12 protein-coding genes and 1 pseudogene are annotated in these 14,025 nt (G+C 69.5%); 4 read left to right on the top strand and 9 right to left on the bottom strand.

Annotated elements, in window-relative coordinates; all coding sequences use genetic code 11:
- Positions 1–50: 50 nt before the first annotated feature.
- The 3 genes from OG948_RS24380 to OG948_RS24370 form a co-directional block, all read right to left on the bottom strand.
- A complete protein-coding gene (locus OG948_RS24380; RefSeq protein WP_406298510.1) occupies positions 51–1,820 on the bottom strand; it encodes a DUF6114 domain-containing protein in 1,770 nt (589 codons plus the stop codon).
- A 76-nt stretch (positions 1,821–1,896) separates the two neighbouring features.
- On the bottom strand, positions 1,897–2,532 hold the full coding sequence (locus tag OG948_RS24375; protein WP_406298509.1) for a DUF6230 family protein: 636 nt from the start codon (positions 2,530–2,532) through the stop codon (positions 1,897–1,899).
- Between the two features lie 457 nt (positions 2,533–2,989).
- Positions 2,990–3,943, bottom strand: coding sequence for a tetratricopeptide repeat protein (locus tag OG948_RS24370; RefSeq protein WP_406298508.1), 954 nt, complete (start codon positions 3,941–3,943; stop codon positions 2,990–2,992).
- A 292-nt stretch (positions 3,944–4,235) separates the two neighbouring features.
- On the opposite strand from OG948_RS24370, the gene OG948_RS24365 reads away from it, so the two are divergent.
- Entirely contained in the window at positions 4,236–4,877 is a 642-nt protein-coding gene (locus tag OG948_RS24365; RefSeq protein WP_406298507.1) for a TetR/AcrR family transcriptional regulator, read from the top strand.
- Between the two features lie 150 nt (positions 4,878–5,027).
- On the opposite strand, the gene OG948_RS24360 is transcribed toward OG948_RS24365, so the two are convergent.
- The 4 genes and pseudogenes from OG948_RS24360 to OG948_RS24345 all read right to left on the bottom strand — a co-directional run.
- A complete protein-coding gene (locus tag OG948_RS24360; protein ID WP_406298506.1) occupies positions 5,028–6,752 on the bottom strand; it encodes a methylmalonyl-CoA mutase in 1,725 nt (574 codons plus the stop codon).
- A 136-nt stretch (positions 6,753–6,888) separates the two neighbouring features.
- On the bottom strand, positions 6,889–7,206 hold the full coding sequence (locus tag OG948_RS24355) for a DUF3817 domain-containing protein (RefSeq protein WP_406298505.1): 318 nt from the start codon (positions 7,204–7,206) through the stop codon (positions 6,889–6,891).
- Between the two features lie 86 nt (positions 7,207–7,292).
- Complete coding sequence (locus OG948_RS24350; RefSeq protein ID WP_406298504.1) at positions 7,293–7,619, bottom strand: DUF3817 domain-containing protein; 327 nt, start codon at positions 7,617–7,619, stop codon at positions 7,293–7,295.
- A gap of 223 nt (positions 7,620–7,842) precedes the next feature.
- Positions 7,843–8,340, bottom strand: a pseudogene (locus OG948_RS24345) (MarR family winged helix-turn-helix transcriptional regulator); the annotation flags it as partial.
- Positions 8,341–8,512: 172 nt separating this feature from the next.
- On the opposite strand from OG948_RS24345, the gene OG948_RS24340 reads away from it, so the two are divergent.
- Positions 8,513–9,013: a MarR family winged helix-turn-helix transcriptional regulator gene (locus OG948_RS24340; protein WP_406298503.1), complete on the top strand. Its 501-nt coding sequence runs from the start codon at positions 8,513–8,515 to the stop codon at positions 9,011–9,013.
- A gap of 284 nt (positions 9,014–9,297) precedes the next feature.
- On the opposite strand, the gene meaB is transcribed toward OG948_RS24340, so the two are convergent.
- On the bottom strand, positions 9,298–10,248 hold the full coding sequence (gene meaB, locus OG948_RS24335; RefSeq protein WP_406298502.1) for a methylmalonyl Co-A mutase-associated GTPase MeaB: 951 nt from the start codon (positions 10,246–10,248) through the stop codon (positions 9,298–9,300).
- A 200-nt stretch (positions 10,249–10,448) separates the two neighbouring features.
- Positions 10,449–11,636 carry an acetyl-CoA C-acetyltransferase gene (locus tag OG948_RS24330; RefSeq protein WP_406298501.1) on the bottom strand — a complete coding sequence of 396 codons (1,188 nt, stop codon included), beginning with the start codon at positions 11,634–11,636 and terminating at the stop codon, positions 10,449–10,451.
- Positions 11,637–11,897: 261 nt separating this feature from the next.
- Between OG948_RS24330 and mce the strand changes: the two genes are divergently transcribed.
- Positions 11,898–12,338: a methylmalonyl-CoA epimerase gene (gene mce / locus OG948_RS24325; RefSeq protein ID WP_395873469.1), complete on the top strand. Its 441-nt coding sequence runs from the start codon at positions 11,898–11,900 to the stop codon at positions 12,336–12,338.
- Positions 12,339–12,591: 253 nt separating this feature from the next.
- On the top strand, positions 12,592–13,929 hold the full coding sequence (ccrA, locus tag OG948_RS24320; protein WP_406298500.1) for a crotonyl-CoA carboxylase/reductase: 1,338 nt from the start codon (positions 12,592–12,594) through the stop codon (positions 13,927–13,929).
- The last annotated feature ends 96 nt before the right edge of the window (positions 13,930–14,025 follow it).

Here is a 14,025-nt window from a genome sequence, read left to right as displayed (position 1 = left end):
CGGGACCACGTGGGTTCCGGGGCGCGTCGCGTGGCACGCCGGCCGGCGGACTACTTGATCCCGGCCTTGTTGATGCCGTAGCCGGGGATGTGCAGCCTGCCGCCCAACTGGGCGTACATCGAGCTCTCCACGTTCGTGAAGAACACGATCGGGATGTTGATCGGCGGCGGGCTCTCGGGCGTGAACGTGATCGGGATGATCCCGAAGATGTTGCCCTTGAGGTACTTCACGTACATCGTCGTCGGGATGTCCGCGTCCATCCAGGACTTGCTGCCCTCGTCGGACGAGATGACGATGTCCTTGCCGCCCTCCTCCTTCACCGTCATCGACATGTTCCAGATGTCGATGCCCTTGGACACGGTGAACTTGAGCGCGTTCTCCTCGGTCCCGGTGTGCGTCTTCACCTTGACCACGCCCTCGTAGTTCAGCCCGGCCATGGCCAGCAGGCTGGACTTCAGGACCAGCGGATCCTCCGCGACCGGCGGGAGCCCGCCGCCGCTCTTGGCGTTCACGGGTCCCTGCACCGGGCACGGGAAGGGCGACTTGCCGTCCTTGGGCACGGCCGAGGACGACGTGGCCGACGGCTTGGCCGACGTCGTCGAGGGCTTCGCCGAGGACTTGGCCGACGGCTTCGCGGATGCCGTCGGTGTGCTCGACGCCGAGCCGACCGGCGCGACCGGGGCCGCCGGGACCTCCGGAGCAGCCGGAGCAGCCGGAGCAGCCGGAGCAGCCGGAGCAGCCGGAGCGGACGACGCCGCGGACGGCAGCTTGATTCCGGGTAGTCCGAGTCCGGGCAACCCGGGCAGGTTCAGCTCGGGCAGCTTGAGTTCCGGCAGTTTCAACTCGGGCAGCTTGAACTCCGGCGCCTTGCTCGTCGGCGCCGCCGTGCTCTGCGCCGGCGTCGGTACGACGGGCGTGCCTTCGCCCGCCGTACCCTGCGCCGCCATCGGCTGAGCCGCCTTGCCGGCGGGTGCCGTGCTCGACGACTTGCCGGCGCCGGCACTCGGCGCCGCGCTCGACTTGGCCGGCGATGCCGATGCCGACGTCGAACTCGACGCACTCGTGGAGGCCGTGGCACTCGCGGGTACGCACGGCCCGTCCGCGTACGGGTTGTCCGGCAGCGGATCGCTGGGGGACGCGTGGGCGATGCCCACCACGCCCACCACACCGACCATCGCGGTGACGATCGCGGTCAGCGCGACGCGGGGCGAGGTCATCGCCCTGGAGGGTTCACCGGGCCGGCCGGTCGTCACCGACCCGGTGGGTGCTTCCCCCGAGGCATCGGGGGCCTTCCCGGTGAGCGCCTGGGCCGGGAAGCCGTCCTCGACGAGGGTGTCGTCGTGGTCGTCCCCGTCCGGCCCGGGCCGTCCGTCGTCGCCGTCCCGGTCGTCGTCGGCCGAGGACTCGGCCTCCTCCGCGTCGCTCGGCGGTTCGACGTACGCCCACGACACCGCGAGCATCCCGCCGATCAGACCGAACAACATGCCCAGCCCGAAGCCGCCGAAGGTGGCCACGATGAAGGACACCAGCGACACGATGATGGTGAAGACGCCGAGGTAGATCCGCACCTTCGGATTGAGCCAGGTGGCGATGCCGAGCATGATCAGGATCACGCCGATGAACAGCGCCGAGATGCCGCTGTGTTGCTTGAGCTGGACGGTCACGTCGCCGGCCTTGAGCGACGCGTACGGCGCCCACAGGATGGGTCCGGCGGCCAGCATGGTGAACAGCCCGGCCCAGAACGGCCGAACGCGCCGCCACCTCCCGAACGCCCGCCACCGGCGCACGAGCGCGTTGGGCTGCGGCTGTGCTGCGGTCACGAATCACTCCCTGAGGTGTTGCTCCGGTATGGCGGACCGGCCGCGAGTGGGAGACCCGCTCGCGGCCGACGACACATCAGAAGCAGACCTTGTCCTTGCCGCCGACCTTCAGGTGCAGGCCGTTGAGCTTGAAGTTGGTCGCCGTGACCAGCCAGGCCGACTGCTTGACGTTGGTGAACGTGGCCTTGGTCGCCTGCTGGCCGAACATGCCCGGCGCACCGTTGCCGATCGCCGCCGGCCCCTTGGCCCACGGCGATTCCGGGGTGCCCTTGGCCATCCGGGAAGCGTCGACACCGATGTCGATGTTCTCGAACTCGGCGTCACCGTCGAGCGCGTCCATCGCGAGCGTCATGTTCTTCGCGGTCGCCGGCGAACCTTCGCCACCCGCCTCGATGCGCAGGACCACACCGATGCCCGGGACCTCGACCGACTGACACAGCTTGGTGATCTTGGCGTCGCCGATCGCGGCCACGGCCACCGGCTTCTGACCACCCGGGCTCTTGACGAAGTTGCCGTACTGGGAGAACTCGTTCGCCTGCAGCTCCGCGGCGCTGACCTTGAAGCTTCCCCCGGACACCGCGATGTCGACCGGAATGGCGCCGTTCGCGACCCCCGCGAACATACCGACGGTCATCGCCGCGACCGGGACGAGCACGATGCCGAATCGCTTCCAGCGGGTCTTGCCGCTACCCGCCTGAACCTTCTTGTCCATGGTCCTCCTCGGGACAGAGTCCCCTCCTCATGCGGACCAGGGCCGCACGTGGCGGGGCATGGAGGGAGGGCCTGCCTGTCCTGGGACGGACCGGCACGGCCTGGATGGGGAGGTCCGCGTCCGAGCCACCGACCGGCTGCCGGGGCGAATGGGACACGGATCGAGCGGCCCGATCATCTTTCACGACCGGGTCGGCACACAAGAGGTTCGTTACCGGCGAGTAACGCGGACCTTCGAACGGCACCCACCACCGGATCACAGCGCGGTATCGACACCGACGTCGAGTGATCCGATTTCACGGTAAAAGTCCGTTAACGGATCACGCGGAGATCACCAAATGCCACGCAGGGCTAGGGAAATCACCCCGAGTCAAAGATGGGTAAAGACGAAGCCCCGATCGCTCTCGACCACGAGAACGACCGGGGCTTCATCGACAGAACGAGCGCCTGACGCAGGATCAGAAGAGCACGCCCGCAAGGGCCATCCGCGCCTTGGGCACCCTCGGGTCGTCCGCGCCGACGATCTCGAACAGGTCGAGCAGGTGCAGTCGCGCGGTGTTGCGCTCCTCGCCCGAGGTCCGCCGCACGGTCTCCACGAGCCGCGCGAAGGCCTCGTCCGCCCGGCCGTCCAGGATGTCCAGGTCGGCCGCGAGCGTCTGCGCCGCGACGTCGTCCGGGCGCTCGGCGGCGTCCGCGCGGGCCTTCTCCGCGTCCACCTCCTGGGTACGCCGCAGGAGTTCGGTGTTGATCAGGCCGAGCTTGGCCTCGGCGTGCGCGGGGTGGTCGGAGAGCACGTTGCGGAACGCCTGTGCCGCGCCGTCCAGATCACCGAGTTCCAGCGCCTCGTCCGCCGCCGCGAGCAGCGGATCCCCGGCCGGCTCCTCCTCGTCCTCGACGGGGGCCGCGGCGGGCTCACCGTCGACCGCGATACCGGTCAGGCCGAACCGCTCCTCCCCGAGCTGGACGAGTTGGTCCAGCACCTGCCGCGCCTGCGCCTCGGGCACCACGCCCTGGAACAGCGGCGCGAGCTGACCACCCACGACCGCCATCACGGCGGGAATGCCCTGGATGCCGAACTCCTGGGCCAGACGCGGATTCGCGTCCACATCGATCTTGGCGAGCACGAAGCGGCCGGCGTACTCCTCGGCCAGGCGCTCCAGCAGCGGGCTCAGCTGTTTGCACGGCTGGCACCACTCGGCCCAGAAGTCGATCACGACGGGGGCCTGTTGGGAGAGCGCGAGCACATCGGTCTCGAAGGTGGCCTCGGTGACGTCGATGACGACCCGTTGGGCACCGGACGCGGCGGCGGGCTTCCCGGCCGGCGCGGCCGCACGCTTGGCGGCGTTGTCGGCGGCGGCCTTGACCGCGCCGAGGTCGACTACTCCGCGCATGGACATGTTCCGTGGCTGCATGTAGACATCTTCCCCCGAGAGCAAGCCGAACGATGCACGGGGCGACCCACCGGCGCACGTTCGAAGTCTCGTCGCGTCCCGGTCCCCGCAGGATGCGGGCCCCGGGACGGACGACGACCCTTGACAGGTCGTCAGTCGCGATCGTGTGCTCGAATCCCCATCCAGGCACCGCGATTCGCTACGGCTCGTAGCGTAAGGGGAGCACCGGGGGGAATGCGACCGTGGGATCGGGAATGGCGGATGTGAGTTGTGCCACCGCCCCGCACGGTACCAGCCGGTAACATGACCGCCCGTGTACGACGAATCGGCGGGAGAGCCCCTACAGCGCAAAGGACGCCCACGCAGCGCCACCGCGGACGACGCGATCCTGGACGCGGCGCGAGCGCTGCTGGCCGACGGCGGATGGGCGGGCCTGACCATGGGCGACGTCGCCGCGCGCGCGGGTGTGGCCAAGACCACGCTGTACCGCCGCTGGCACTCCAAGCACGATCTGGCCATCGCCGCGGTCGCCGAGATGCTCGACACCCTCGACCTGCCGGACCAGGGCCCGGACCTGCGCGCGGACATCGAGGACGTGGTCCGCCGCTTCGCCGCGCTCCTGGGCCGCCCGGAGATGCGCACCGCGCTGATGGGCCTGGTCGCCGACTCCACCAGCGACCCGGCTCTGCGGCGGCGCATCCGCGAAGAGGTCGTCGACCCGCAAAAACGCCTCGTCGTCGAGGGCCGAGCCCGAGCCAAGGCCCGAGGCGAGATCTCCGCCCCGGGCGACATAGACGTGGACCTGATCTTCGACGTCATCGCCGGCACGGTGGTCCAACACGTCCTGGTAAGCGCCGAACCCGCCTCCGACGCCTGGGTCCAACGCTTCACCACCTTCGTGGTCTCCGGCCTCCTACCCACCAGCCCCGAGCCGATCAGCCCGGCCGGCGTTTGAGGCCAATCAGCCCGGCCGGCGTTTGAGGCCACCCCAGCCAACCCAACGCCCGACGCGAGCCGAACCCAATCCAGCCCGGCCGGCGCATGAGGCCAATCAGCCCGGCCGGCGTTTGAGGCCAAAGCGAGGCCGAAGGCGAGCCCACCAAAATCAGAACCGCGCCGGCTCCGTGTACGTCCCCCACTCCTCCCGAAGAACATCACAGATCTCCCCGAGCGTCGCCTCCACCCGAGTCGCCGCCAACATCGGCGGCACCAGATTCACCGACCCTCGCGCGGCAACCCGCATCTCGGCCAGAGCCGCGTCCACCGCCGCCTGATCCCGCGCGCCCCGCCGCAACCCCAGCGCCGAGACCTGATCCCGCTCCACCTCGTGGCTGACCCGCATGATCTCCAGGTCACCCGTCACCGAGCCCTCGTGGCAGTTGACCCCGACCACCCGCTTGTCGCCCTTCTCCACCGCCCGCTGGTAGCGGAACGCGGACTCGGCGATCTCCCCGGTGAACCACCCGTCCTCGATGCCGCGCAGGATGCCCGACGTCATCGGCCCGATCGGGTGCGGCGACGTCTCGCCCAGCTCGCGGATCCGCGCGAACGTCGCCTCCGCCTCCGCCTCCAGCCGATCCGTGAGCGCCTCGACGTACCACGACCCGCCGAGCGGGTCGGCCACCGCCGCGACCCCGGTCTCCTCCATCAGCACCTGCTGGGTGCGCAGCGCGATCTCCGCGGCCTGCTCGCTGGGCAGCGCGAGCGTCTCGTCCAGCGCGTTGGTGTGCAGCGAGTTGGTGCCGCCGAGCACCGCCGCGAGCGCCTCGACCGCGGTGCGCACCACGTTGTTGTACGGCTGCTGCGCGGTCAGTGAGACGCCGGCCGTCTGGGTGTGGAAGCGCAGCCATTGCGCCTTCGCGGTCTTGGCGCCGTACACGTCGCGCATCCACCGCGCCCAGATCCGGCGCGCCGCACGGAACTTGGCAATCTCCTCGAAGAAGTCCACGTGCGCGTCGAAGAAGAACGACAGGCCCGGCGCGAACACGTCCACGTCCATGCCGCGCGACAACCCCAGCTCGACGTAGCCGAAGCCGTTGGCCAGCGTGTACGCGAGCTCCTGCGCGGCCGTCGCCCCGGCCTCGCGGATGTGGTAGCCGGACACCGAGAGCGGCTTGTACGCCGGGATCTCGGCGGCGCAGTACTCCATCAGGTCGCCGATCAGCCGCAGGTGCGGCTCGGGAGCGAACAGCCACTCCTTCTGCGCGATGTACTCCTTGAAGATGTCGGTCTGCAGCGTGCCGTTGAGCGTGCCGATGTCCACGCCCTGACGCTCGGCCGCCACCAGGTACATGCAGAACGCCGGCACCGCCGGGCCCGAGATGGTCATCGACGTGGTCACGTCGCCGAGCGGGATGTCGCGGAAGAGCACGTCCATGTCGGCCGCCGAGTCCACCGCGACGCCGCAGTGCCCGACCTCGCCGAGTGAACGCTCGTCGTCGCTGTCGCGGCCCATCAGGGTCGGCATGTCGAACGCGACCGAGAGCCCACCGCCGCCGTTCGCCAGGATCATCCGGTAGCGCTCGTTGGTCTGTTCGGCGTTGCCGAAGCCGGCGAACTGCCGGATGGTCCAGGCCCGCCCGCGATAGCCGGTCGGGTACAGACCGCGGGTGTAGGGAAATTCGCCCGGCCAGCCGATCCGTTCGAAGCCCTCGTAGGGCTGATCGGCCGGCGGTCCGTAGACCGGCTCTACCTCGAGTTCGGAGAGCGTGGTGCGGCGCATCCCGTCGTTGCGGACCTTGTCGTACCGGTCCTGCCAGCGCCGCCGACCCGCTTCGATGTCCTCGGTGTTCACGTGGCTCCTGTCCGCTGCCGTCGTCGTAGGACCCATTCCCGCGCGGCACGAGAAAATTACTAGGACGTCCTAGTAAATGTCCACGACCCCGAAAACGCCAAAGCCCCCGACGGGACGTCGGGGGCTCGGGAAGCACTCGAAGCCGGGCACGCGGCCCGGTGGCGGCGACCGCTCAGGCGGTGGCGGGCGCGGCGGTCGGCTCGACCAGCTTGTGCTTCATCTTGTAGTCGAAGACGAACGGGCCGAACGGCGGGATCGCCGCGATGAACGCGAGCAGCGTGGTCTTGTTGTCCCACGACAGCTTGGTCCGCACATCCATCATGGCCAGCAGGTACAGGATGAACATGACCGCGTGCAGCAGGCCCAGCGGCATGACCAGGTTGATGTCCGAGATCCGGCTCAGCAGCGAACCGAAGACGAGCAGGAGCAGGAACGACGTGCCCTCGGCGATGGAGATCACCTTGAAGCGGCCGACAGCGGTGGAAAGCATGGGGATCCTCGGGGGAAGCGGGTTCGAAACGGGCTGACCCGAGCCGACCGACACATGCCGGGCCGGCCTCGGACGGGGCGAACGGCTCAGGCGGTGGCGGCGGCAGTGGCGGGCTCGCGCTCGCGGACCGCCTCGACGGCCTTGCGCTCGGCGTAGAACGACGCGAGCGGGATCGTGCCGGCGACCATCATCAGCAGCATGCGCTCGAACTTCCACTTCATCTTGCTGCTGAGGTCGAAGGTGACGACGAGGTAGATCATGAACAACAAGCCGTGGGCCTGGCTGACGTACAGCGTCGCCTTCTCGCCCGTGTCGAACCCGTACTTCAGGACCATGCACAGGCACAGGACCAGGAGCATGCACCCGGTGATCCAGGCCATCACCCGGTAACGGGTCAATACGACAGGCTTCACGGCGGCACCTTCGGTAACGGCGGCATCGACGACCTCGTCGACCGCTTTTCACAATGGCGCATGCAGCTTACGTCGCCGGCACCGGGGTCCCCGAATCCGCCCCCTCCCCACCGATATGTGCCCGCTACGCGCCCGCCGTGTCGCGCACCGAACCGGCCGGCGCCTGCGCCTGCCGCTCCTGCGCCGATGCCGCCTCGGTCCCGGCCGGCGTCTCCTCGACACGGAAGTCGCCCGCGTCCACCCGCAGCACCCGCAGCAGGTCGAAGATCTGGGCGCACTGCTCGGGGGTGTACGCGCCGAGCCCGAACTCGCGCGCGGTCAGGTCCCGGGTGGCCCGCTCGGTGACGTCGCGGCCCTTGTCGGTGATCACCGCGAGCACCCCCCGCCCGTCGCGCGGGTTGGGCCGGCGGGCGACCAGCTCGGCCTGCTCCAGGCGGTCGATCGTGTTGGTCACACTCGTGGGATGGACCATCAGCCGCTCGCCGATCCGGGACAGCGGCAGCGAGCCGGTCCGGCTGAAGGTGAGCAGTACCAGTGCCTCGTAGCGGGCGAAGGTCAGCCCGTACGGCTTGAGCACCGCGTCGGCGCCCGCGAGCAGGATCTGCTGGGCGCGCATGATCGAGGTGATCGCGACCATCGGCGGGCACTCCCCCCAGCGCTCTCGCCAGTGCTCGTCGGCACGCGTGATCGGATCGAAGGGGAGATTCAGTGGCTTCGGCACGGGCCGAGCGTAGTGGAGGTTACCCATCGGTCACGTGGCTGTCTCACGTCTTGCGCATACCCCCGCGCGTATGCGCGGGCGCGGCTCGCACACCCGCCCGTGCGGCGCGCCGCGGACCCGCGCACAACCAACAGGTCATTCAAGTTTCAACTATCTTCGGTATTCTCGTTACATGACCGAAGCCGAGCCCAGGTGGCTGAGCGATGAAGACCAGTGCGTGTGGCGCCAGATCATCGCCGTGATCAACATGCTGCCGCCGCGACTGGAGCGCGAGCTCCAGCGCGAGCACGGGTTGTCCCTGCACGACTACCAGATCCTGGTCCGGCTCTCCGAGCACCCGGACCGGGAGGTACGGCTGAGCGATCTCGCCGAGGCGACCCAGCAGTCCAAGAGCCGGCTCTCGCACCAGATGACCCGGATGGAGAACGCCGGCCTGGTCGCGCGCCGCAATTGTCCGACCGACCGGCGCGGCGCCTTCGCGGTCCTCACCGACCAGGGTTGGCGCGTGCTCGAGGCCGCGGCGCCCACCCATGTGGAGAGCGTCCGCGAGCACCTGATGGACGTGATGACCGCCGACCAGAAGCGGATCGTCGGCGAGGCGTTCGGCGCGGTGGCCGAAAAACTCCGCCCGGCCGCCCGCACCACGGCCTGCCCATCCCTGAAGCAACCCTGAGCCGGGACCCGGCCCGTCGGCGTTCGAGGACACCGAGCCGAGCCCGAGTCGACAGCGGCGCCACATCCGGCCCATCCGGCGTTCGAGGCGCTGAGCCGAAGCCGCCCGTTCGACACCAAGGCCGAGCCCGAACCCGAAACGGCACCAAATCCAGCCCGTCCGGCGTTTGAGGACGACGCTCCGAGCCGGGCCGACCCCACGATCGGGGCCGACCCATCAGCCCGTCCGGCGTTTGAGGACGACAAGCCGAGGTCGGCCCACACCACGACAAGCCGAGGTCGGCCTCAGGCCCCCAGCCCCGCGATCAACTCGTCCGCGGCCGCATACGGATCCAGATCCCCGGAGAGCACCCGCGCGGCCAGCGCGTCGAGCCGAAGGCCATCGCGCAGATCGCCGATCCGCGACCGCAGCGTGGTGACCGCGATCGCCTCGACCTCGTCCGCCACCCGGCGCCGTCGGCGCCGGGTCAGCTCGCCACCGGCCTCCATCCAGGCGCGGTGCTTCTCCAGCGCCTCGACCACCTCGTCCACGCCCTCGCCGCGCGAGGCCACCGTCTTGACGATCGGCGGACGCCAGTCCCCCGGCCCGCGCGCCTCGCCCAGCGACAACATGTGCCCGAGTTCGCGCGCCGTGGTCGCCGCGCCGTCCCGGTCCGCCTTGTTGACCACGTACAGGTCGCCGATCTCCAGGATCCCGGCCTTGGCCGCCTGGATCCCGTCCCCCATCCCGGGCGCGAGCAGCACCACCGTGCTGTCCGCCATCGAGGCGATCTCCACCTCCGACTGACCCACGCCGACGGTCTCCACGATCACCACGTCACAGCCCGCCGCGTCCAGCACGCGCAGCGCCTGCGGGGTGGACCAGGACAGCCCGCCCAGATGCCCGCGCGAGGCCATCGAGCGGATGTACACCCCGGGGTCGGTCGCGTGGTCCTGCATCCGCACCCGGTCGCCCAGCAGCGCGCCGCCGGAGAACGGCGAGGACGGGTCCACCGCGAGCACCCCGACCCGCCGGCCCAACCTGCGGTAGGCGCTCACCAGCGCGGTGGTGGACGTCGACTTGCCCACGCCGGGCGATCCGGTCAGCCCGATCACGTACGCGTTGCCGGCCAAGGGCGCGAGCGCGGCCATCACCTCGCGCAGCTTCGGCGACGCGTCCTCGACCAGCGAGATCAACCGGGCGACCGCCCGGGGCCGACCCTCCCGGGCCTGGGCCACCAACGTCGCGACATCCATCCCCGACCTCATGCGCCACCGCTTCCCTGCTCGGATATGCCGAAACGACCCCGGAGTCGACGCGGCCGCACACCGGGGTGTGGGCCACGCGACTCCGAGATCGTTTCAGGTGGGTAGGGCATCGTGAACCGCCCGGTCGCCCGCGTCGCCTCGGCCCCCGCCCGCGCCCGCGCCCGCGCGCGGCACGGCGACCGGTGGGCTCAGTTGCCCGGGACCGTCAGGATCAGCGCGTCGCCCTGGCCGCCACCGCCGCACAGCGCCGCCGCGCCGGTGCCGCCGCCGCGTCGCTTGAGCTCCAGCGCCAGATGCAGCACCACGCGGGCGCCGGACATCCCGATCGGGTGGCCCAGCGCGATCGCGCCGCCGTTGACGTTGACCTTGTCGGTGCCCACCCCGAGGTCGCGCATCGACTGCACGGCCACCGCGGCGAACGCCTCGTTGATCTCGATCAGGTCCAGGTCGTCGACGGTCAGGCCCTGCTTGCCCAGCGCGTGCTTGATCGCGTTCGAGGGCTGCGACTGCAGCGAGTTGTCCGGGCCCGCGACGTTGCCGTGCGCGCCGATCTCGGCCAGCCACTCCAGACCCAGCTCCCGGGCCTTGGCCTTGCTCATCACCACGACGGCGGCGGCGCCGTCGGAGATCTGCGAGGCCGACCCCGCGGTGATGGTGCCGTCCTTGGTGAACGCCGGCCGCAGCTTGCCCAGCGACTCCGCGGTGGTGTCCGGGCGGACCCCCTCGTCGGTGGCGAACACGACCGGCTCGCCGCGCCGCTGCGGGATCTGCACCGGCACGATCTCGGCGTCGAAGACCCCGTTCTTCGCGGCGGCGGCGGCCCGCTGGTGCGACAGCGCGGCCACCTCGTCCTGTTCCCGGCGGGAGATGTCGAGCTTGCCGTTGTGGTGCTCGGTCGACTCGCCCATCGGGATGTTCTCGAACGCGTCGGTCAGGCCGTCGTAGGCCATCGCGTCGAGCATCTCGATCGCGCCGTACTTGAAGCCCTCACGGGATTTCGGCAGCAGGTGCGGGGCGTTGGTCATCGACTCCATGCCGCCCGCGACCACGATGTCGAACTCGCCGGCGCGGATCAGCTGGTCGGCCAGCGCGATCGCGTCCAGGCCGGAGAGACAGACCTTGTTGATCGTGAGCGAGGGCACGTTCATCGGGATGCCGGCCTTCACCGATGCCTGCCGGGCGGGCATCTGCCCGGCGCCGGCCTGGAGCACCTGGCCCATGATCACGTACTGGACCTGGTCCCCGGTGATGCCCGCGCGCTCGAGCGCGGACTTGATCGCGATGGCGCCGAGGTCGGTGCCGGAGAAGCCCTTGAGGGATCCGAGCAGACGGCCCATGGGGGTGCGGGCCCCGGCGACGATGACAGAACCGGCCATGAGGGTGGCCTCCACAACTTGATGGTCGGGGTGCCATCGCCAGGCGGCCTGGGCGACGTGCGGCATCCCCGCGACGGACGTGAGGTTGTTCCGGAACCTACCCGCAAGGGCCGCGACCACGGCAGGGGGCTCCGATGTGACGGAACCCACCATCTCGGGCCACCCATACCGGGTGTGCTCTCACCCATAGTCTCGTTTCGACGGACCGGGTATCTACCCGCAGGTAACCCGGGTACTTCCCAGAGGCCTTTGGAGGCCATGGTGCTCACACGTATCGACCACATCGGCATCGCCTGCCACAACCTCGACGAGACGGTGGCGTTCTACCGGGCGACCTACGGCTTCGAGGTGTTCCACACCGAGGTCAACGAGGAGCAGGGCGTCCGCGAGGCGATGCTCAAGATCAACGAGACCTCGGACGGCGGCGCGTCCTACCTCCAGCTCCTGGAGCCCATCCGCGAGGACTCCACCGTCGCGAAGTGGCTCGCCAAGAACGGCGAGGGCGTGCACCACATCGCCTTCGGCACCGCCGACGTGGACGCCGACGCGGCCGCGATCAAGGACAAGGGCGTCCGGGTGCTGTACGACGAGCCGCGCCGTGGTTCCATGGGTTCGCGCATCACCTTCCTGCACCCCAAGGACTGTCACGGTGTGCTCACCGAGCTGGTGACCTCGGCCGCGAACCCCGCCGCGGAGCACTGACCGCCCACGTCACCGCACCAGCGCCCGGCCCGCGCCATCCGCGCCCGGCCCCGCCGCCTTCCCGGGCACCCGCCCGACCACTTGCGACCTCTCGTGAACCGACACATCGTCAAACGAGTGGCGGAGTTCCTGCGACTCCGCCTCTTGTCGGGTTTGTGCCGACCGCCTAACGTTACCAGCGGGTAAGTTCAGCGAAGTTCAGCAATCCCTCATGTTGTCTCATGCTTCAACCGCCGACCCATGGAGGCCGACGATGAAGGAGATCCTCGACGCCATCCTCGCGGGGGACACCCCCAAGGAGGCGTACGCAGCGCTCCCGCTTCCCGACTCGTACCGCGCCGTCACCGTCCACAAGGACGAGGAGACGATGTTCGAGGGCATGGAATCGCGGGACAAGGATCCGCGTCAGTCGCTGCACGTCGAAGACGTGCCGCTGCCCGAACTCGGCCCCGGCGAAGCCCTCGTCGCCGTGATGGCCAGTGCGATCAACTACAACACCGTGTGGACCTCGCTCTTCGAGCCGATCTCCACCTTCCGCTTCCTGGAGAAGTACGGCCGCAACTCGGAGCTGACCAAGCGGCACGACCTGCCTTACCACGTGGTCGGCTCCGACCTCGCGGGCGTCGTGCTGCGCACCGGCGCGGGCGTGAACGCCTGGAAGCCCGGCGACGAGGTGGTCGCGCACTGCCTGTCGGTCGAGCTGGAGAGCGCGGACGGGCACGCGGACACCATGCTCGACCCCGAGCAGCGCATCTGGGGCTTCGAGACCAACTTCGGCGGTCTCGCGCACATCGCGCTGGTCAAGAGCAACCAGTTGATGCCCAAGCCGGCACACCTGTCGTGGGAAGAGGCCGCCTCGCCGGGCCTGGTCAACTCGACGGCGTACCGCCAGCTCGTCTCGCGCAACGGCGCGGGCATGAAGCAGGGCGACAACGTGCTGATCTGGGGCGCCTCCGGGGGCCTGGGCTCGTACGCGACCCAGTTCGCCCTGGCCGGCGGCGCGACGCCGATCTGCGTGGTGTCCTCCGAGGACAAGGCGCAACTGTGCCGGGACATGGGCGCCGAGCTGGTGATCGACCGCCGGGCCGAGGACTTCCGGTTCTGGAAGGACGAGCGCACCCAGGACCCGCGCGAGTGGAACCGGTTCGGCAAGCGCATCCGCGAACTCACCGGCGGCGAGGACGTGGACATCGTCTTCGAGCACCCGGGCCGGGAGACCTTCGGCGCGTCCGTGTACGTCACCCGCAAGGGCGGCACCATCGTGACCTGCGCGTCGACGTCGGGTTACATGCACGAGTACGACAACCGTTATCTGTGGATGAGCCTGAAGCGCATCGTCGGCTCGCACTTCGCCAACTATCGGGAGGCGTGGGAGGCGAACCGTCTGGTGGCCAAGGGTAAGATTCACCCGACGTTGTCGCGCACCTACGCTCTGGAAGAGACCGGCCAGGCGGCCCGGGACGTCCACCGGAACCTGCACCAGGGCAAGGTGGGCGTACTGTGTCTCGCACCGGAGGAGGGCCTGGGGGTTCGGGACGCCGAGATGCGATCGCGGCATATCGACGCCATCAACCGCTTTCGTAACGTCTGACGGCGGTCCCTGGATCTGAGACCATTCTCCCTGGTAGTCAATGCGGTACGGGCGGTTCCGGATGTACATACGGGGTCGCGTCGTCACCAACCGGTC

Origin of the sequence: Embleya sp. NBC_00888 (assembly GCF_045207655.1) — a bacterium.
Lineage (GTDB): Bacteria > Actinomycetota > Actinomycetes > Streptomycetales > Streptomycetaceae > Embleya.
Note: the sequence above shows the minus strand (reverse complement) of the source record. Positions and strands in the feature narration are given on the sequence as shown.